This is a genomic window from Streptomyces sp. MAI_2237 (assembly GCF_054189285.1).
In genome coordinates, this window is the sequence record NZ_JAJPGQ010000009.1 from 73,537 (window position 1) to 92,242 (window position 18,706).

Consider the following 18,706-nt stretch of genomic DNA (forward strand, 5'->3'; position numbering starts at 1 on the left):
CACCGCACCGGCGCTCAGTCCTTGGTCTGCTCCAGTGTGGACTTGGTGTCCGACTTCAGCCAGTCACGGACCTCGCTGAGATCCGGCGGGCTCGTGTCACTGTCGTACGTCGTGCGGTACTCGGTGAACCCCATGGTGTACGTCATCCAGCCGTCCCGGACGGCGAGAGTGGCATAGATGGATCCGCTGGTCGTGCCGCTGGTGGTGTCGTTGCTGACGAGATACGCCTCGTCACCGATGCCCTTGACGATCTCCACGTCGTAACCCGAGTGGCTCTTGCGGTAGTTCTTCCACAGAGCGGTGAACTCCGCCGCCGGATCGGTCCTCTTGTGCAGGTCCATCTGCATGGTGAGATAGGCGTCCCCGTAGCTGGACGGGGTCTTCTTCAGGCTCAGGCTGCAGTAACTCTCGTCCAGCGCATTGGACTTGAGGGAGTTGCGGAGCGGCGAGGAGTCGTCATTCGGGTACTCGTCCTTGAACGACGAGTAGTCCGCGCCTGTGCACAGGTTCGAGGGGGTGCTGTAGCCGCGCAGGTCGGCGCTGTCGCCCCGGCCGAGGAGGAACACGCCGCCCGCCCATGCGGCGGAGGCGACCACCGCGCCGACGACCGCCCACAGCACGGCCCGCCCGGCGCCGCCACCGCCCCCCGGGGCCGCTGGGACGGGCACGGGGCCGTAGTAGGGCTGCGCGGCATACGGGTTGCCCGGCTGGGGCTGGGGCTGCGCTGGCTGGCCGACCAGGGTGGGCTGGGCGTAGAAGTTCGGCTGGGCCGCTGTGGGCGCGGGAGCCGGCGGCGGGTCGGATCCCGGCGCACCCGGAGTCGCGGGCTGCGGATTCGGGGACTGCGGCTTGGGGTGCGGATACGCGCTCGGCGTCTCCGGCGTCTCCGGGATGCCTGGCTGATCAGATGGCTGCGAAGCCTCGGGTGGCGTGGACATGATGTGAAGATAGTCGGCGATAGGCGTCAAGTCCCATGATATCCAGGATCGTTATGGCCCGGGGGACGGCTCTGGTACGGCACAGAGGGAACCGAACGAAGGAACCGCGTCAGTGCGGAATCACCCCCGTCTGCGTCCGTCCCGCCAACGAGGCGGACGTATCCGCCGTCTACGACCTCGTCAAACATCGCGACCAGCACGGATCAACTTCCGTACGCAGCTGCAAACTCTTCAGGAGTGTTGGACGACTTCACCCGCCTGCGCGACCGCTACCCCCCGCTGGTCGCCGTGGCGGACGGCCAGATCGCCGGCATCGCGTACGCCTTCCCCTGAAAGGCCCGGCGCGCCCACGACTGGACGGCCGAGGCCAGCCTCTACGTCTCCCACCGCCACCAGCGCCGGGGCCTGGCCCTGTACACGCATCTGCTGAAAACTTTGGAGGCGCAGGGCCTTCAAGAGCGTGATCGCTGTCATCGGCCTGCCCAACGACCCCAGCGTGCGCCTGCACAAGGCCTCGGCTTCACCCCTTGCGCCACCCTGCGGAGGGCCGGCTTCAAGCACGGGGAGTGGCACGAAGTCGGCTTCTGGCAAAGAGAGTTCACACTGCCGGCCCCGCCCCGCCCGGTGCGGCCCGTGGCGGATGCCGCCGCAGATTACGGCGTTGTGCCTGATCGCGAGGTCGGCTGTGGATCTCGCTATCGGCCGGACGCAGGAAGCCACTGACGATGCCGGGTGGGCAGGACCCGTCGCCCTGACCGTGCGTGGTCTCAATTGTGGTCTCGATTGCAACCGGATCCACTGGCGTCCAGAGCGGTACGGCAGCGTCGGAGCGAAGGGTTGACCAGGCGCGAAGTCGGCAGTCCATCCCGCAGACGACCTCGCCGACGTGGTCCTACAGCGATCAAGTCGCGCATCCCAACTGGCGGTCGAGTCGTCGCGGGCGGCCGGCCATGTTCTATGAGCCATCCGATCGGCTCCTCCATGACAGCCATACCCGGAGCGCCTGGGCCCACCGACCTTACGAATAACCAGCAGAAACCCGCGCTTGAAAGGTAGGACTCCATGATCTTGGGAGCCTGTGCCTGTCAACTCCGGGATGATCGCCAAGCCGGCGCACTGTCAGGAACCGGACGCCCGTGCAGCAACGCTGAAGCCTCCCGTGAGCCCTGCTAGGGCAATCGCCTGAGCCACAACACGGCAAGGCCGTAAGCAACAGCCGACACAGGTAGTCCCGTGAAGAACGTAGCCTCGTACGCCCAGTCGGGCAGCGTGCGCATGAAGAACCCGAACGTGACGTCGCGAGTGACGAGAAAAGCTGCGAGGGCGGCGAACATCGCACCTGCTGACTGTCGGGTCCACCCTCCCGGCTTCGAGGCGACGCGGCGATCCGGGAGAGGAGCAAGAGGGTCTGTCACTCGTCACTTGTACCGGTCCCGATGCTACTCATCAAACACCTGGTCGCGGTGGGAGACGCGGACCGGACCTGGCTGGGCCCGGGCAAAACTCTGCGAGCGAGCATGCAGACGCCGGGCCAAATGAGTTCAGCGCCTCGATACGTCAGGCTCGTCGGTGACCTGCTCCCTCTCTTCCAGCGTCAAAGGAGCGGCACTGATCAAGATCAAGCCTGGCGCCAGGAACGCATCCTCTCGGCGATGCCGTAGGAGTCCAGCCGTAGCTCTCGGATGTCGTAGATCAGTTCCCGCCAGAGCTCGAATTTCGTGTCCACGCGTTCTCCGGAGGCTTCCAGGTAAGCAACGGCGATCCCGTATCCGTACACCTCATTGCGGGCCGGGAGGGGGCGCAGTAGGACGCACTCCTCCAACATCACCGCAGCCCGCCAGAAGGCGTCGGGATGGTGCTGATCGTGCCGGGGCGGGTCGACCCGATGGCGCTGGGCCAGGCCGACGAGCACCGAGAAGTCGTTGACGGTGAGGTCGTCCCGCAGAACATCTTCCTGACGCTCAAGGAACCACCGGTAGTCGACGTAGACGACGGGAGGCACAGGTCAGGCCGCCCGCGAGGTGTGGTGCATAACGGGCGGCAGCCCGCCGAACTCGGCATCGAAGGCATCCATCACGCCGGGCTCGTTGATCGCGCGGCGGAAAGCGGCGGTCGCCGTCTGCAAGGCCCGCTCTTGCTCCTTCTCACCCACCAGCTTGGCCAGGTAGGCCTTCACGGAAAGGCCTTCGGCAGCGGCGAGGCCCTGCAGGGTGTCCCTGGTACTCGTATCGACCTTGACGGTGGTTTCAGCCATACTCATAGTATCCCGCAAAGTATCCGCCCTGCGCTACCTACTCGCTTGCGAGCACATCCGCCTCTTGCCCAGGCCTCCCCCGTCGCAGTCACCTCGGACGCCCCTGCCACCCCTCACCCATGCCGGCTCCGCCGCGCGACAGCCAGCCCAGGACGCAGGCACACCGCTTCCCTCCCCTGCAGGACGGCTGCAGCGGCAGCGGCTGGAAGCTGAAGACGGCCGCACACCCCGGCAGCTGATTTGCATAGGGATAGTCAAGGGCCGTCGACACTTTCTCGGCCTGATTGCCGGACGCCTGAACAAGAGAAGGGGCACCGCATGGCCGCCTGCCCGCTGTTCGAATCCACGACGCGCCAGGTGCCTCCCGAAGTGGGTGGACATCTGCTGCCCATTCTCGTGGACAAGGCGCTGCCCTTTCACGGACAGCAGTAGATGGTCGTGGAGCAGTGGCATGCCGGAACGTGCCTCGTCATGGCGGAAGCGTGCGGCGATCAGACCACCGGGCGGCCCGACCCGGTAGATGCCGTTCTTGCCGTAGCGAATCACCGCCACCTCGGCCTCGATCCACTCCAGCACCAGCTCGATCGCGCGCTCGTGTGCGGCCTCGATCACCGCCGGGTCCGCTCGGCGAGCCTGGCAGCAGCGTCCCGCAGGGCCGGGGCCTTCAACGCCTTGGTCAGATAGACGAGTTCGGAGCCGACGTCGCGGGCGGTCCTGGCCTGGTTCGTGCCGTTCTTCGTGCTCATCACGCCGCCCCTTCACCCGTGCTCAGCCCGCCGTCGATGACGCCGAAGATCCGGTCGTAGGTCTCCAGCGACCGCTCCTCGACCTCGGTCACGTCCAGTGGCGCCGGTTTCGTGCCGGCAGCCGTCTTGCGGGCGGCCGCGGCAGCGGCCGCGTGGTCCGGGTCGGTGATGGTCTGGTGGCGGGCCCAGCTGCGGGCATGGCGAGCGACCTCGACGCCGTCGCAGGTCACCAGGACCTAGTCCAGGTCGGCGGCGACCTCGATGCGGCGGCCGACCGCCAGCGGATGCACCGAGTAGTCGCAGGTGTCCAGGCGGACGTAGTGGTCCCGGGGCAGTCGCAGGGAGGCCTCCCACCAGCCCGGCGGGGCGATCGGCGGCAGAAGCCGGCATCCGGGAGCGGTCCGCTTCCAGCCGGTCTGCCGGGCGGGCCTGCAAGGTGCGGTGGATGCGCGGGTTGACCTTGGTGAGCCAGTCGGCGAGCTGGACGCTGCTCGCCCGCGCAGCAGGCGGCTCATCAGGGGTACCAGATGCCCTGCCAGGCAGGGTGGAGTTCGAAGGGCAGCGCGAAGGCCTTCATCACGGTGAAGGCGAGAATGGAGTCCACCGGCCAGCACGGGCCAGCGGCCCGTTCGCGCTGGACGCGCTGGACGCGCTGGACGCAGTCGTCCAGGATGCGCCGCTGCGTCGCCAGATGCGCACGGATCCCGGCCGGACACGGGCATGAGCACGTTGTGTGCGGTCCGGCCTGCAGAGCGAGGCAGTCGAGCTCGTGGAGGAGCAGAGCGGCCTCTTCTTCCTCGTCCCAGCGGGCGCGCAGGAAGGCGGCCAGATCACTGACGATACCCACGGCCTTCTCCGTGAAGGGCGGAAGCAGACTTCATTCGAAATCAGCGGGTGAGGCGGTAGCCGGTGATGAGATCAGCCTGGATGCGGACGATCTCGTCGACGTCCCGGTCGGTCCACGGGATCAGCAGCGCCCGGTAGCGGGCGGCCTCCCATGGCGCGGTGATCAGGCGGGCCCGGCCGGTGACCATCACACTCCACCCGGTCCGGGCGCGCGGATCGAGGTCGTCGGCCTCATAGACCACGACCTCGTCCACCGTGGTGTGGCAGGCCAGCGCCGACCCGGGATGGGTACGGATGACGACAGTGCCGCCGTCGACGAGATGGTTGACCGGGCGGATCACCGGCAGCGCCTGACGGGTGAAGCCGACCCGGCCGAACGGCACACCCGCCAGCAGCGCCAGGCACTCCTCGCGCCCCAGCTCGATCATCCGGGCGGCACGGGTACCGGCAGCGGATTCACTCTTCATGGCCGCTCCCTCAACACCGCGGACCCAACACTGAAGACCTTCGAGGATGCCCGGCACGGGCCGACCAAGGGCAGGGCCATTCGGCCCGACCACCCGCCCATACGGCCCCGAATCTCACTGCCCGCCGACAAGGAGTGACTAAAGACGCCGCCACATGATCTTCAACCGCTTCACCGGTGTCCGGAGGCCTGCAAGCGGAGCCTCAGGCAAGGGCATGCCGATCCAGGCTGAGATGGAGGTTGACGGCAGCGTGACCGCACCGACCCCCGCGCGTTGGGCCAGCTGACACTCGGACATCGAACGTGTCCTTGCGGGCTACAGCTTCTCCGGCGTGGGCTCGGGCACCGCGTAGGCATCCCGATCGTCGGCTTGTCATGACAGTTGGTCTCTGGTCTTCCCCCTCGAAGACCAGAGGCCATCGGCATAGCGTGGTGGTCTCCCTACTCGGCTGCCTTGGCATGTTCCGCAGCTTGCCGCCCGCTCGGGGGACTATCGCTCAGACGCCGAGCCAGGCCAGGGCGGCGACGGTCAGGGCGCTCACGCCGGTGTCCAGGGTGGGCTGGAGCACGGGGGCGAAGGCGGGGCTGTGGTTGACCGGGACGTCCTGGGCCACGGTGCCGTTGCGGGCGGCCTCGGCGTAGCGGGCGGGATCGATGCCGCCGATGCCCCAGTAGGTGAACGGCACGCCGAACGCCTTGGGAATCTCGCTCATGTCCTCGCTGGCGGTCTGGAGGTCGATGGTGTGCGCGTCGTCGCCGAAGCGGGCGGCGAAGGCGCCGGCGACGCGACGGGTGGGCTCCTCGTCATTGACGGTGGGCGGGAAGGAGTTGATGCGCTGGATCTCGGGTGCCTCGGGCGCGCCGGACGCCTCGCACTCCGCCCTGACGATGCGCTCGATGGCGTTCAGGACCTGGGTGCGGGAGGAGTCGTCGTAGGTGCGCACGTTGAGCTGGATGACCGCGTTGTCGGGGATGACGTTGGGGCCCGAGCCGGCGCGGATGCTGCCGACGGTGAGCACGGCGGGCGTGGTGGCGGCCAGTTCCCGCGAGACGATGGTCTGCAGCCGTATGACGATCATCGCGGCCATCACCACCGGGTCGACCGCCGCCTGGGGCATGGAGCCGTGCGCTCCGCGCCCGTGCACGGTGATGCGCAGGCTGTCCGCAGCTGACAGGAATGAACCGGGGCGGGTGCCGACGTAACCGGCCGGATAGGGCAGGACGTGCTGGGCCAGCACCACGTCGGGGGTGGGCGACCGGGACGTCAATCCGTCGTCGATCATGGCCTGGGCTCCGTCGCCGTTCTCCTCCGCGGGCTGGAAGAGGGCCACGAACGTGCCCCGCCAGGCGTCCCTGGACCCGGCCATCAGTCGTGCGCAGCCGGTCAGGCAGGTCACGTGCACGTCGTGCCCGCAGGCGTGCATGACCGGCTGCTCGGCCCCGTCCCGGCCGGTCACGGTCGTGGTGGAGGCGTAGGGCAGGCCGGTTCGCTCGCGCACCGGGAGGGCGTCCATGTCGGCGCGGCCCATCACGACCGGGCCGTCGCCGTTGGCAAGGACCCCGAGGACGCCGGTGCCGCCGATGCCGTCGGTGACCTCGTAGCCGCACGCGCGCAGGGCCTCCGCGGCCTTCTGCGCGGTGCGGTGCTCGCCGAAGCCGAGTTCGGGATGGCTGTGCAGGTCCTTGTAGAGGTCCTCCAGACCAGAGCGGATGCCGTCGAGACCGGACAGCACGATGGAGGCACGGTCCTTCATGATGATTCCTCGGGTGGTTGGGACTGCTCTCCCCCGTTGCCGGGGGTAGGGCCGATGCGGCGGCGCACCGCGGAGGCCACTTTGGACTGCGGCTCCCAGTCCAGCCCGTTGGGCAGGTTCCAGCCGTAGTGCACAGACACCAAACGGAAGACCAGCGCGAGGCCGACGCCGAGAGCCACGCCGAGCGCGGGGAGGCCGAGGTAGGAGCAGATCACCGTGACCCCGGCGACCGCGACGGCGACGGTGGCGTACAGGCCGTTCCCGCCGAACACCGCCGGGACCCGCCCGAGGATGACATCGCGCAGGGCGCCGCCGCCGACCGCGGTCATCGTGCCCAGCAGCACGGCGGGCAGCCAGCCCAGGCCGACCGCGAGGGTCTTGTTGGCGCCGGTGACCGCCCAGAAGCCGATCACCGCGGCGTCGAGCGCGGTGAACAGCCGGTTCCACGACTCCACGCTGATCTTGATGAGGAACACCACCACCGAGCCGGCCACCGCGGTCGTGAGGTACGCGTAGTCGGTCAGGGCGACCGGCGTGCCGTGCTGGAGCAGCACGTCCCTGATCAGGCCGCCGCCCAGTCCGGAGATGATGCCGACGACCAGGAATCCGAACAGGTCGAGGCCGGCAGTCCGGGCCACGGCACCGCCCAGCACGGCACAGGAGAAGACCCCGGCGAGGTCGAGGTAGCGCGTCACAACGGCCATGCCGGCGGGGACCAGGGAGTCCGCCATTACGAGTGCGGTGGACACATCGGGAGCATAGCCACGATCTACCCCTCGGCGGCCGGGACGGAACGCTCCCTCCGCCGGCGGCGGTCAGCCGGTCAAGGGCGGCCAACTCACCCAGCCGGTGCTGCCGGTCGTGCATTCCGCCTGACAGGACCGGCTGGTACCCCTGACACCGCACCGGGCAGGCGCAGGCGCCTCAGCAGGCAGCCGCGGCCGTCGATGCCCGAGGACGTTGCGGCAACAAGACGGCCCATCGCAACTCCAGGCCAAGTGCGGAACGGTGCTGGTCGTGGTCGACCAGCCGGCCTCGATCGGCGCCCTGCCGCTGGCCGTCGCCCGCGACATGGGCTGCCCGGTCGCCTATCTGCCCGGCCTGATGATGCGGCGGATCGCCGACCTCTACTCCGGCGAGGCCAAGATCGACGCGAAGGACGCGTTCATCATCGCCGACGCGGCCCGCGCGATGCCGCACACACTGCGGGCGGTCGACAGCGAGGACGAGACGATCGCCGAGCTGGAGATGATCGTCGGGTTCGACGACGACCTGGCCAGCGAGGCCACCCGGGTTGCGTACCGGCTGCACGGCCTGCTGACCCAGATCCATCCCTCGCTGGAACGGGTGCTGGGGCCGCGGTTGCAGCACCCGGCCGTCCTGGCCCTGCTGGAACAGTTCGGCTCCCCGGCCCAGATCCGCAAGGCGGGACGTCGGCGGCTGGTCACCCTGCTGCGGCCGAAGGTCCCCAGGAGGGCCGAGCGTCTGGTCGAGGACATCTTCACCGCTCTGGACGAGCAGACCGTGACGGTCCCGGGGACCGAGGCGGGCGCGTTGATCGTCCCGAGCCTGACGGCCTCGCTGACTGCCGTCCTTGACCAGCGCAAGCTGCTGGCCGGGCGGATCGAGGAACTCCTGGAGGCCCACCCACTTTCCAAGGTCCTGACTTCGATGCCGGGGATCGGCGTCAGGACCGGAGCCCGCATCTTGATCGAGGTCGGCGACGGCAGCACCTTCCCGACCGCAGGCCACCTCGCCGCCTACGCGGGACTCGCCCCGGCGACCCGCAGCTCGGACTCATCGATCCGCGGTGAACAGCCATCCCGGAGAGGAAACAAACAGCTCAAACGAGCCTTCTTCCTCTCCGCATTCGCCGCCCTGGGCGACCCGGCATCGCGGGCCTACTACGACGAGAAGATTGCCCAGGGAAAGCACCACACCCAGGCCCTGCTCTGCCTCGCCCGACGCCGGGCCGACGTCCTGTTCGCCATGCTCAGAGACGGCACCTTCTACGAACTTCGGACAACCGGAACGAGGTGACAGCAACAAGCCTGCCTGGAAACCGAGATCGCGGAGGCCCCAACGGCAGCACTACATGTCGTGAACCTCAACGGAGAACCCCTCCGCAAGGACGGAGTTCAGGTGCTCCGCATGCGCACCCAGCCATTGGCGCGCGTCAGAGCACTTCGCCGTCAGTTCGACAAGCACGTAGTCCTCGGCGCCATCAGTCGACCCACCACAGACGCAGCAACGGAGACGCTGACTGACCGCACCCGTCCACTCCGGTCCGTTCCCTCCCGTTGCCACGGCCTCATCATCAACAGGCACGAGCACATCGTTCCAGGCACCTTGGAACAGCCTCACCCACCTTGACCAAAGAGATACCTTGGCGACATCGAGGGCGCCGGGCCGTACCTGAAAGTTCTCCGCACGCCCCGCCTGAAGAACCTGCGGCACTGCCTCCATCTCGATTTGAGGCCCCGCCCCGTCGACGCTCACCGTCAGACGGCGGAGGTGGCCCGCTGGACCACCCTCGGCGCGATGTCCGCCGACGCGGGCCGGAGCGACTTCCCCTAAAAGGTGATGGCCGGCCGGAAGGCAACGGGTTCCGCGTGTTCGGGCCGGCCTGAGACACGGCTGCTCGGCGACCTCCCGGTACCGCGGCCGGCCCTCGTCAGCGGTTGCGCGGGCGCGGGGGCGCCGGGAGGCTAGGGCCGGCAGACCGAGAAGGGGCGACGAGGAGGCGGTGTGGCTCCAGCACAGCACACGTCGCACGGCGACCGGACCGGGGTGTCACGGCGCCGCTTCCTCTGCCTGTGCACCGGCACGGCCCTGGGGGCCGCCGCCTGTGACCACGCCACGGAGCGCCGTCGCCCTCGCGACGGGGCCACCGGTCAGCGCCCGGACGCCGAACGCGACGCGCCGGGCAGCCCCGACTGGCGCATCACCTCCCAGGGCCCCGCTGAGGCGATCGCGGGTTACACCGACCGGGTGAGCGTGGTGCCGGGGCAGGAGTGTGGCCTGTTCGTGTCGACGACGGCCGCCTCGTTCCGGGTGTCGGCGTTCCGGGTGGGCTGGTACGGCGGTGCCCTGGCCCGGCGGGTGTGGACCTCGCCGCCGGTGCCCGGCCGCGCCCAGCCGGCCCCGCTCGTCCTGCCGGAGACCCGCACGGTGTACGCGGGGTGGCGACGCAGCCTGCCGCTGGACACCACGGGATGGCCAGAGGGCGCGTACCTGCTCCGGCTCGACGCGGATACCGGCCACCAGCGACACGTTCCGCTGATCGTGCGCTCGGTCCGGGGCATGGGCCGCACGGTGCTGGTGCACGCCCCGGCCACCTGGCAGGCGTACAACCGGTGGGGCGGAGCCAGCCTCTACACCGGATCGTCGGGGGCGTACCAGACCCGCTCCCTGGCAGTCAGTTTCGATCGGCCTTACGCCGGCGACGGCGCCGGCAAGTTCCGGGTCTACGAATGGGCCGCGGTGGTCCTGGCGGAGCGGCTGGGCATACCCCTGGCCTACAGCACCGGCCTCGACGTCCACGACGACCCCTCAGTGCTGGAGGGAGCGGCGGCCGTCGTGTGCCTGGGACACGACGAGTACTGGACGCCCGAGCAGCGCGCGCACGTCACCCGGGCCCGGGACGCGGGCACCAACATCGCGTTCCTGGGCGCCAACACATGCTTCCGCCGGATCCGTCTCGACCCCGCTTCGGGGCCGGCCGGCCGCACCGTGGTGTGCTACAAGTCCGCCTACCGGGCCGACCCCTGCTACCCGTCCCGGCCGGCCCTGGTGACCACCGACTTCCGCACCGCTCCCGCGCCGAACCCCGAGTCGTCGTTGACCGGTGTGCTCTACGAGGGGTATCCCGTGGACGCCCCCTACGTCATCCACCGGCCCGGACACTGGATCCACGAGGGCACCGGAGTACGCGCTGGCGACGCCTTCGCGCACCTGGTGGGCGTCGAGTACGACCGCGTCACACCGTCCGCGCCGACGCCTCGCATGCTGGAGGTCACCGCCCACTCGCCGCTGGTGTGCCAGGGCCGGTCCAGTCACAGCGATTCGGCGTACTACACCGTGCCCGGCGGTGCGGGAGTGTTCGCGACCGGCACCATGCGCTGGGTGGAGGCCCTGGTGGCGGGTACCGGCGAGTTGGGCCGCGACCACGGCATGGACGCCCGCACGCGCGCCTTCGTGACCCGCGCGACGGAGAACGTCCTGCGCGCCTTCGCCGAGGGCCCGGCCGCCCGGCATCGCCCCGAACCGCAGGCCGGCACCGCCGAGTTGTATCCGGCGTGACCCGTGGTCCACGCGGCCACCCGGCCGTCGCCGTGCGCAGTATCGCGCGGTGCCGCCGTGCCGTGGCGATCAGGGCGTCGAGCGCGTCCCTCGTCCGGACGAGGTCGGTGACGTGCTCCAAGAGCCGGTCGCGTTCCTGCGCCGTCCGCTCCAGCGCGGCGTCGGAGTGTCCTCGTCGGGGTGCGTCGACGCACCGCACCGGCTCGGCGATGGTGCGGCTGGAGAGGTCGCCCGCGTACACCCGCTGGATGAACACCACCCGTCCGACCTGACCCGAAGTGTCCGGGCAGGTCCGTCCACGGTGTCCCGGTGCGGTACTTGAACGCGATCGCGTCGATGACCTGCCGGTGATCGACCGCCGTCACGGCCGCTGCCATGGGGACCGTAGCGCTGCCGGCCGCGGCCGCCGACCACCACTCCAGCTACCCCCGCCACGCGGCGGTGTACATCAGCGGTGTGCAGGCCGACTCCCCGGGATGGGACGACCGCTCCAACCGGTCGCTGAACCGGGAATGCTACACTTTCCGCCACATGTGGCTGGACGGCCGGTCCACGGTCCGCGTGCACACCGGAATCGGCCGGGACGTGGAGTCCGACGTGTACCAGGACCGCCAGGCGTACGTATGGGACAACTACAGCGACACCGCCACCCTGCGCAACGACCACGGCCGCTTCATCGACGCCGTCTCCTGGGGGCGCCTCGACCGCGACCACCGCGGCGGACACCACCACTGGCACGCCGCTGACGGTGCATGACGCCGCACCGCACACCAAACGTGGCGGGCCGGGAACAGTTCGGGGGAGCTGACCGTTCATCAACACGTGGCTGCGGAGGGGACAGTGCCCCCGGGCCTCACCTTCCGCCCATGGGGACGATCGTCCGGCTGAAGCCCCATGGAGCACCCAGCCGAAAGGCGACCGCCCTCCGCACGCCACCACGCCCGGCCCCGGCTGGTCTCCCCCGTCCAGCCGGGGCCTTTCCCCCATCTGCCGTCCCGCGCCCAACCTGGGGCGTCCTGTTCGTGCGTGTGGCGCTCCGCGACTCTGGTTCAGCCGAGGTGGAGGGTGGTCAGGGCGGTGTTCCAGTCGGTGACGACGGCCTTCTGCGCGGCGGCGAGGGTGATCTGGCCGGCGCAGACCGCGGTGTGGAGCTTGGTCTCCACCGGGTCCTTGCGGTTGTTCACCCCGGCGCCCTTGCGGTGGCCGGGGTCGGCGGGTTCGACCCACAGGTTGCGGGGGTCGTTGGGGTCGCCGCCGAGCTGCAGGTTGATGAGGTGGTCGTATTCGGCATCGGCCCTGCGGCCGGTGTAGCCGTAGGAGGCGGCGTTCAGCCTCTTCTCCTTGCCCGTCACATAGGCGGAGGGGCGTACACCGGAGGTGCAATCACCCTTGCGGCAGATCGTCGACTTCAGACTCGCCTGCGTCACCGCCGGAGAGAGCGCGCCAGGGGTGCACTTGCGGTCCTCGAAGGGCTCGCCGTGCTCGTAGCGGTAGTGACACGAGCCGGCTGGCGGCTGGTGCTGGACGGTGTAGTGCTTGCGTGAGCCCGCGCCCACCGGAATCGCCTTCCCCTGCCGCCCCGCCCGGCCGTGGCGGGTGCCGCTGCGGCGGCGTCATTTTTTCCTAGCGGATGCTGTTGGGTTGCCGAGCTGGACGGACGAACAGCCCGCGAGCAGCAGGCAGGTGAGCAGAGCGGGCGGCAACACGGTGGGTAGGACCCATGACGATCCCTCACAGACGGGCGACGCCTGAGCAGATGCTGCCCCACGATCGTCCGGTCCTACCGTGCGAGGTACCGCGGCGAAGCGCGGCGCCCGCTCGCGATCGTTGAGCCCCGCAAAACGGTGCGAGCCCCCATCTCGCCATACCGGTGATGGCGAGATGGGGGCTCGCGCAGTGGAGCGCCGGGCAGGCCTTGCACCTGCATTTCCCCGCAGGAAGCGGGGCGTCTTTCCTTAGACCACCGACGCATGTTCGAAGGCCCACAGTGGGCGATCGACTCAAGATCGATCATAGCGTGCCCGTGGCGGTCGGCGCCCTCCCAGCGGGGCCAACGACCCCCACCCGTCAGATGCCTGCGGAGCTCTTCAGGGGGCCGACTGCGCCGGAGAGAACCACGCGCGGCGCCCGATCCCCTCGCGCGCCGCCCGGGCCTGATCCACCCACTCCTCTTGTTCTTGGCTCGGTGACCGCGGCCTGTACATCTCGTGCGAGGTCGCGCCATGCCTGCCACGCGGTCTCGTAAGCGGGCGGATCGCCGGTCGCGTAGGGCTTGCACGGTCGCGTGCGCCCGGTCGGCGGAGCGTTGCATCTCCAGGAGCTCTTCGAAGGTGTGTGTCACGAAGGGACCAGGTCGCGCTCGCGAAGGGCGCCAAGCCGTGCGCTCAGTGCCCGTCGCTCCACTCCGGAGACGGCGACGTCAGGACCGCGCGTCGGCCGTGCGCCGTCGGGGCGGCTCGGACCCTACGGTCCACACGTAAGTCGCGGCGCATGGCCCTGGCGACTACCGCGAGCTCGGCATGGACGTTCGCATCGGCGCGGTGCTCCGCGTCCAGGGGCCAGAACGCGTCCCCGCGACGTGCGTCTCCTCCTTGTGGTGGATCGGTCTGCTTGACCCGGTCAGGGGCGCGCCCGTTCCGCCCCGTTGGGTGGCGATGATCTCCGCCGCGATGGACAGGGCCGTCTCTTCGGGTGTGCGGGCACCGAGATCGAGGCCGATCGGCGATCTCAGCCGGGCCAACTCCCCGTCGGTCAGGCCCGCTTCCCGCAGCCGTCTTTCCCGGTCGGCGTGCGTACGCCGTGAGCCCAGCGCGCCAACGAACGCGGCCGGCCTCCGCAGGGCCACTTCCAGCAGGGGCACGTCGAACTTGGCGTCGTGGGTGAGCACGCACAGCACAGTGCGCGCGTCGGTCGCGGTGCCGCGCAGGTAGCGGTGTGGCCAGTCGACGACGACATCGTCGGCCTCGGGGAAGCGGTTCGTGGTGGCGAAGACGGGGCGGGCGTCGCACACGGTGACGTGGTAGCCGAGGAACTTGCCCATCCGTACGAGTGCCGCGGCGAAGTCGATCGCCCCGAAGACGATCAGGCGGGGCGGAGGCACACTCGACTCGACAAGCAAGGTCAGTCCACCGGGGCAGCGCGAGCCGTCCGCCGACAGCTCGACTGTGCCGGTGCGGCCGGCGCCCAGCATGGAGCGGGCGTCGCCTGCCGCCGCACGGTCCAGTTCCGGGTGCCCGCCGAGTCCGCCTTCGCAGGAACTGGCCCTGGAGGGCCGGGATGGCTCCCCTTCCGCTTCGCTCGGCCGCACCAGCAGGGCCGTGCCGAGGAGATCGGCGGGGCCGCGTACGACGCGGGCGAGGGCTGCCGGCTCGTCCCGGACGGCAGCCAACAGGGCCGACCGGAGCACCGGCCTCCCAGGCGCGTCCGTGCCGACCGGGGTGACCATGATGTCGATGATCCCGCCGCAGGTCAGACCGACCGCGAAGGCGTCCTCGTCGCTGTATCCGAACCGTTCGACGACCGTCTTGCCGTGCTGCAGCGCCTGGAGGCAGAGGTCGTACACCGCTCCCTCCACGCAGCCGCCGGAGACGGAGCCGATCACCGTGCCCTCGCTGTCGACGGCTAGAGCGGCGCCGGGGCCGCGCGGGGCGCTGCCGCCGACGGCCACGACGGTGGCGACGGCGAACGCGCGGCCCTCCTCCATCCAGCGGTGCAGGTCCCCGGCGAGATCAAGCACGGACGCCTGCCATCAGGACACGGTCGGGGCGGATCGGCAGGTCCCGGTGGCGTACGCCGGTCGCGTGCCAGACCGCGTTGGCGACGGCCGCGGCGGCGCCCACGACGCCGATCTCGCCGATGCCCTTGATGCCGACGGGGTCGTCGGGGTCCGGGTCGTCGATCCAGTCCGCCTCGATGGCCGGAACGTCGGCGTGGGAGGCGACGTGGTAGCCGGCGAGGTCGGCGCCGTAGTGGCTGCCCAGCGCACGGTCGCGGACCGCCTCCTCGTGCAGGGCCATGGAGATGCCCCAGGTCATGCCGCCGACGAGCTGGTTGCGGGCGGTGAGCGGGTTGACGATCCGGCCGGCCGCGAAGATGCCGAGCATGCGGCGCACCCGGACCTCGCCGGTGGCGGGGTCGACGGCGACCTCGGCGAACTGGGCACCGAAGGAGTGTCGTTCCGCCCTGGCGAGGGCGCCGAGGGCCTCCGTGGTGTCGGACCGTACGGTGAGCCCCTCCGGCGGGATGTCGGCGCCGAGGGCGAGCCTGTCCCGCAGCTCCTGTGCGGCGGCCATGACCGCCCATGCCCAGGAGCGGGTGCCCATGGAGCCGCCGGCGATGAACGCGGGGCCGAGGTCGCTGTCGCCGATGCGCACCCGGACGTGTTCCGTCGCGGTCTGAAGGGCGTCGGCGGCGATCAGGGTGAGTGCGGTCCGGGCGCCGGTGCCGATGTCGGCGGCGTTGACCCCCACGGTGAAGGTGCCGTCGGCCTCCGCCGTCACGGCCGCGGTGGACGGGCCGGCACCCGCCGGGAAGGATGCGGCCGCTGTGCCGGTGCCGAGGAGCCAGCGTCCCTCGCGGCGCAGGGCCGGGGCGCCGGTCACGGTCGGCCCAGCCGAACCTGCGGGCGCCTTCCCGGAAACAGGCGGTCAGGTTGCGGCCGCTGAACGGCAGCCCGGACACCGGGCCCGCCGCGGGGTCGTTGCGGGCGCGCAGTTCGATCGGGTCGAGACCGCACTTCTCGGCGAGTTCGTCGATCGCCGACTCCAGTGCGAACGATCCCGGTGCCTCGCCCGGCGCGCGCATGTACGTCGGGGTCGGCACGTCGAGCCGGACGAGCCGGTTGGCGGTGTGGTGGGCGTCGGCGCCGTACATGGTCCGGGCGGGGCCAGCGGCGGATTCGATGAACTCGTGCACGGTGGAGGTGGCGCTGAGGGAACGGTGCTCCAGCGCCCGCAGCCGGCCGTCGGCATCGGCGCCGAGCCGCAGGCGCTGCCGGGTGGGGCTGCGGTAGCCGGTGAGGGAGAACATCTGGCGGCGGGTCATGACCACGCGGACCGCGCGCTGCAGTTCGGTCGCGGCCATGACGGCGGCCACCTGGTGTGCGCGGATGCCTTTGCTGCCGAAGCCACCGCCGACGTGTTCGGAGCGCACCCGGACAGCGGACGGGTCGAGCGAGAACATCTGCGCGAGTTCGCTCGCGACCCAGAAGGTGCCCTGGTTGGAGTCGACGACTTCGAGACGGCCGCCGTCCCAGCGGGCGGTCGCCGCGTGCGGCTCCATCATGGTGTGGTGCTCTTCGGGGGTGGTGTACTCGGCGTCCACGACCACCGCGGAAGCGGCGAGTTCGGCCTCCAGGTCGCCCTTCTCGATCACCGCCGGCCCATGGCTGTCGAGCGGGTACGCGTCGGGGTGCTCGCTGGTGAAGTCGACGTCGTGCGGCTCCTGTTCGTAGTGCACGACCAGCGCTTCGGCGGCCTCCCGGGCCCGTTCGGAGGTGTCGGCGACGACCAGCGCCACCGGCCAGCCGGCGTGCGGCACTCTGTCGTGCTGGAAAACGGCCGCGGTCGGGTCCGGAACGCCCAGCACACCGACGTACCCCGTCTCGACCCGCGGGGCGTTGCCGTGATGCAGGACGGCTATCACACCGGGCATGGCGAGGACGTCGGCGGTGTCGATGGAACGGATGCGGCCGCGGGTGACCGTGGACAGCACCAGCCAGCCGTACGCAAGGTCGGCGAACGGGATTTCACCGGCGTAGCGGGCGGCTCCGGTGACCTTGTCGCGGCCCTCCACGCGCGTGTGCGCGGTGCCGACGGCGTTCTTGCGTGCCGTGGGGGTGGTGGTCATCGGGTGGCCTCCTCGGTCAGTTCGGTCAGCACGGCCACGACGAGGTTGCGCATGAGGGTCACCTTGTACGCGTTGTGCGGCAGCGGTTTCGCCGCGGCGAGTTCGGCGTCCGCGGCGGCGGCGAAGGTCTCGGCGTCGGCAGGCGCTCCGGTGAGGACGGTTTCGGCCGTCGTCGCCCGCCACGGCCGGGATGCGACCGCCCCGCAGGCGAGGCGTACGTCGCGTACGACGCCGTCCCGGACGTCGAGCGCGGCGGCGACGGAGCCGATGGCGAAGGCGTACGAGGCACGCTCGCGCACCTTGCGGTAGCGGGATCGGGCGGCCACCGGAGCGCGCGGCAGGGTGACGCCGGTGATCAGCGCGCCCGGCGGCAGAGCGGTCTCGCGGTGCGGGGTGTCACCGACCGGCAGATAGAATTCAGAGAGGGGCAATGCGCCGGGGCCGTCGGCGGTTTCGTACGACACGACCGCGTCGAAGGCGGTCAGTGCGACGCCCATGTCCGAGGGGTGGATGGCCACGCAGTGCTCGGAGGCGTCGAGGATGGCGTGGTTGTGGTGCTCGCCCTCGATCGCGGGGCAACCGCTTCCGGGCACACGCTTGTTGCAGGGCTTGGTCACGTCGGCGAAGTAGCCGCAGCGGGTGCGCTGGAGCAGGTTGCCTCCGACGGTGGCCATGTTGCGCAGCTGGCCGGAGGCGCCGGCCAGTACCGCCTGTGCCAACGCTGGATAGCGGCGGCGGACCTCGGGGTGGGCGGCGAGGTTGCTGTTGGTGACGGTGGCGCCGATGCGCAGGTCGCTGTCCGCCGTCACCTCTATGCCGTCCAGGGGCAGTTCACGGACGTCGACCAGACGGGTGGGCCGCTCGACGCCGGTCTTCATCAGGTCGACGAGGTTGGTGCCGCCGCCGAGGAAGCGGGCGTCGGGGTCGGCGTCCAGCAGGGCCAGGGCCCCGGAGACGTCAAGGGCCCGGTCATAGGCGAACTCCCTCACGCTGCCGCCTCCTCGGTTTTCGCTTCCGCCGCCTGGGCCACGGCCTGGACGATCGACACGTAGGCGCCGCAGCGGCACAGGTTCCCACTCATCCGTTCCCGGATCTCCTCGGCGCTCAGGGGTGGTGGTCCAGCCTCGGGGCGGACGTCGTCGGTGACGGCACTGGGCCAGCCGGCCGCGTGTTCCTCGATCACCGCGATCGCCGAGCAGATCTGACCGGGGGTGCAGTAGCCGCACTGGTAGCCGTCCAGGTCGAGGAACGCCTGCTGCACCGGGTGCAGTCGGTCGCCCTCGGCCAAGCCCTCGACGGTGGTGATCTCGCGTCCTTCGGCGGCCACGGCGAGTTGCAGACATGACACCGCCCGGCGTCCGTCGAGCAGTACCGTGCAGGCGCCGCACTGCCCCTGGTCGCAGCCCTTCTTGGTGCCTGTCAGGTCGAGGCGCTCGCGGAGGGCGTCGAGCAGGGTGGTGCGGTGGTCGACGGGCAGACTGTGCTTCTCGCCGTTGATGGTCAGGGTGATGTCGCTGGACGTTGACGAGGGGGCTGGGGCCATGTTCAGCCTT

14 protein-coding genes and 4 pseudogenes are annotated in these 18,706 nt (G+C 70.2%); 3 read left to right on the top strand and 15 right to left on the bottom strand.

Features of this window, described 5'->3' with window-relative positions; translation table 11 throughout:
• Positions 1-14: 14 nt before the first annotated feature.
• The 10 genes and pseudogenes from LN251_RS35600 to LN251_RS35645 form a co-directional block, all read right to left on the bottom strand.
• Positions 15-938: a hypothetical protein gene (locus LN251_RS35600; protein ID WP_458248299.1), complete on the bottom strand. Its 924-nt coding sequence runs from the start codon at positions 936-938 to the stop codon at positions 15-17.
• A gap of 1,618 nt (positions 939-2,556) precedes the next feature.
• The gene (locus LN251_RS35605; RefSeq protein ID WP_458248300.1) at positions 2,557-2,940 is read right to left on the bottom strand and encodes a toxin Doc; all 384 of its coding nucleotides are present in this window, start codon (positions 2,938-2,940) and stop codon (positions 2,557-2,559) included.
• A gap of 3 nt (positions 2,941-2,943) precedes the next feature.
• Entirely contained in the window at positions 2,944-3,192 is a 249-nt protein-coding gene (locus LN251_RS35610; RefSeq protein WP_458248301.1) for an antitoxin MazE7, read from the bottom strand.
• A gap of 435 nt (positions 3,193-3,627) precedes the next feature.
• A pseudogene (locus tag LN251_RS35615) lies at positions 3,628-3,804 on the bottom strand (relaxase domain-containing protein); the annotation flags it as partial.
• Entirely contained in the window at positions 3,801-3,938 is a 138-nt protein-coding gene (locus LN251_RS35620; RefSeq protein ID WP_458248302.1) for a hypothetical protein, read from the bottom strand. The gene LN251_RS35620 and the pseudogene LN251_RS35615, both read right to left, overlap by 4 nt.
• Positions 3,938-4,453 (bottom strand): annotated as a pseudogene (locus LN251_RS35625) (Mu transposase domain-containing protein). The gene LN251_RS35620 and the pseudogene LN251_RS35625 overlap by 1 nt, the downstream one beginning before the upstream one ends.
• The gene (locus tag LN251_RS35630; RefSeq protein WP_458248303.1) at positions 4,453-4,785 is read right to left on the bottom strand and encodes a DUF6221 family protein; all 333 of its coding nucleotides are present in this window, start codon (positions 4,783-4,785) and stop codon (positions 4,453-4,455) included. Before LN251_RS35630 ends, LN251_RS35625 begins: the two are co-directional and overlap by 1 nt.
• 40 nt (positions 4,786-4,825) lie before the next feature.
• Positions 4,826-5,251 carry a pyridoxamine 5'-phosphate oxidase family protein gene (locus LN251_RS35635; RefSeq protein ID WP_458248304.1) on the bottom strand — a complete coding sequence of 142 codons (426 nt, stop codon included), beginning with the start codon at positions 5,249-5,251 and terminating at the stop codon, positions 4,826-4,828.
• 496 nt (positions 5,252-5,747) lie between these two features.
• A complete protein-coding gene (locus LN251_RS35640; RefSeq protein ID WP_458248305.1) occupies positions 5,748-7,004 on the bottom strand; it encodes a M20 family metallopeptidase in 1,257 nt (418 codons plus the stop codon).
• Positions 7,001-7,753 (bottom strand): trimeric intracellular cation channel family protein, encoded by a 753-nt coding sequence (locus LN251_RS35645; protein WP_458248306.1) that lies wholly within the window; start codon positions 7,751-7,753, stop codon positions 7,001-7,003. Before LN251_RS35645 ends, LN251_RS35640 begins: the two co-directional genes overlap by 4 nt.
• A 235-nt stretch (positions 7,754-7,988) precedes the next feature.
• On the opposite strand from LN251_RS35645, the pseudogene LN251_RS35650 reads away from it, so the two are divergent.
• The 3 genes and pseudogenes from LN251_RS35650 to LN251_RS35660 form a co-directional block, all read left to right on the top strand.
• A pseudogene (locus LN251_RS35650) lies at positions 7,989-9,044 on the top strand (IS110 family RNA-guided transposase); the annotation flags it as partial.
• A gap of 708 nt (positions 9,045-9,752) precedes the next feature.
• A complete protein-coding gene (locus LN251_RS35655) occupies positions 9,753-11,306 on the top strand; it encodes a N,N-dimethylformamidase beta subunit family domain-containing protein (RefSeq protein ID WP_458248307.1) in 1,554 nt (517 codons plus the stop codon).
• A 375-nt stretch (positions 11,307-11,681) separates the two neighbouring features.
• Positions 11,682-12,062 (top strand): lamin tail domain-containing protein, encoded by a 381-nt coding sequence (locus LN251_RS35660; protein WP_458248308.1) that lies wholly within the window; start codon positions 11,682-11,684, stop codon positions 12,060-12,062.
• 293 nt (positions 12,063-12,355) lie between these two features.
• Here the strand turns inward: LN251_RS35660 and LN251_RS35665 are convergent, their stop codons facing one another.
• The 5 genes and pseudogenes from LN251_RS35665 to LN251_RS35685 form a co-directional block, all read right to left on the bottom strand.
• Positions 12,356-12,862: a hypothetical protein gene (locus LN251_RS35665; RefSeq protein ID WP_458248309.1), complete on the bottom strand. Its 507-nt coding sequence runs from the start codon at positions 12,860-12,862 to the stop codon at positions 12,356-12,358.
• 947 nt (positions 12,863-13,809) lie between these two features.
• The gene (locus LN251_RS35670) at positions 13,810-15,042 is read right to left on the bottom strand and encodes an XdhC family protein (protein WP_458248310.1); all 1,233 of its coding nucleotides are present in this window, start codon (positions 15,040-15,042) and stop codon (positions 13,810-13,812) included.
• Positions 15,035-17,153: pseudogene (locus LN251_RS35675) on the bottom strand (xanthine dehydrogenase family protein molybdopterin-binding subunit). Before LN251_RS35675 ends, LN251_RS35670 begins: the two are co-directional and overlap by 8 nt.
• A complete protein-coding gene (locus LN251_RS35680; RefSeq protein ID WP_458248311.1) occupies positions 17,150-18,142 on the bottom strand; it encodes an FAD binding domain-containing protein in 993 nt (330 codons plus the stop codon). Before LN251_RS35680 ends, LN251_RS35675 begins: the two are co-directional and overlap by 4 nt.
• Positions 18,139-18,696, bottom strand: coding sequence for a 2Fe-2S iron-sulfur cluster-binding protein (locus tag LN251_RS35685; protein ID WP_458248312.1), 558 nt, complete (start codon positions 18,694-18,696; stop codon positions 18,139-18,141). Before LN251_RS35685 ends, LN251_RS35680 begins: the two co-directional genes overlap by 4 nt.
• Between the last annotated feature and the right edge of the window lie 10 nt (positions 18,697-18,706).

Bases quoted from the DNA above. Each gene is read 5' to 3' on its own strand.
- LN251_RS35600 (WP_458248299.1), bottom strand. From the start codon at position 938: ATGTCCACGCCACCCGAGGCTTCGCAGCCATCTGATCAGCCAGGCATC.
- LN251_RS35640 (WP_458248305.1), bottom strand. From the start codon at position 7,004: ATGAAGGACCGTGCCTCCATCGTGCTGTCCGGTCTCGACGGCATCCGC.
- LN251_RS35660 (WP_458248308.1), top strand. From the start codon at position 11,682: ATGGGGACCGTAGCGCTGCCGGCCGCGGCCGCCGACCACCACTCCAGC.
- LN251_RS35610 (WP_458248301.1), bottom strand. From the start codon at position 3,192: ATGGCTGAAACCACCGTCAAGGTCGATACGAGTACCAGGGACACCCTG.
- LN251_RS35620 (WP_458248302.1), bottom strand. From the start codon at position 3,938: ATGAGCACGAAGAACGGCACGAACCAGGCCAGGACCGCCCGCGACGTC.
- LN251_RS35685 (WP_458248312.1), bottom strand. From the start codon at position 18,696: ATGGCCCCAGCCCCCTCGTCAACGTCCAGCGACATCACCCTGACCATC.
- LN251_RS35635 (WP_458248304.1), bottom strand. From the start codon at position 5,251: ATGAAGAGTGAATCCGCTGCCGGTACCCGTGCCGCCCGGATGATCGAG.